We start from the raw sequence: 255 nt of genomic DNA, 5'->3' as shown, positions 1-255 counted from the left end.
TCAATGCTGCGCGCGCTGCGGAATGGGCATCGAGTGGGTCGGATTTGCCGTGGAAGCGGCGAGAGCGTCGGTCGGGGCGATCGACATCGACGACCTCGAGCCCGCTCAGGCGTAGCGCAGTGGCCAGAGTCGATCCATAACTGCCGGTACCTTCGACTCCGATTCGCTCGACCTTTCCGGCCGCGGTGATCCAGGCGATCAGGTCCACGTGGCCGGCGGCGGTGGTGGGGAATTCTCGGTCGCCGACCTCGCGTC

At 66.7% G+C, this 255-nt stretch carries 1 protein-coding gene; it reads right to left on the bottom strand.

Features of this window, described 5'->3' with window-relative positions; all coding sequences use genetic code 11:
• The coding region (locus tag MTX35_RS25520) for an IS110 family transposase (RefSeq protein ID WP_243597496.1) at positions 1–255 on the bottom strand (255 nt) is incomplete at both ends.

It is taken from the genome of Rhodococcus sp. ARC_M12 (genome assembly GCF_022810385.1).
GTDB classification, from domain to species: domain Bacteria; phylum Actinomycetota; class Actinomycetes; order Mycobacteriales; family Mycobacteriaceae; genus Rhodococcoides; species Rhodococcoides navarretei.
Note: the sequence above shows the minus strand (reverse complement) of the source record. Positions and strands in the feature narration are given on the sequence as shown.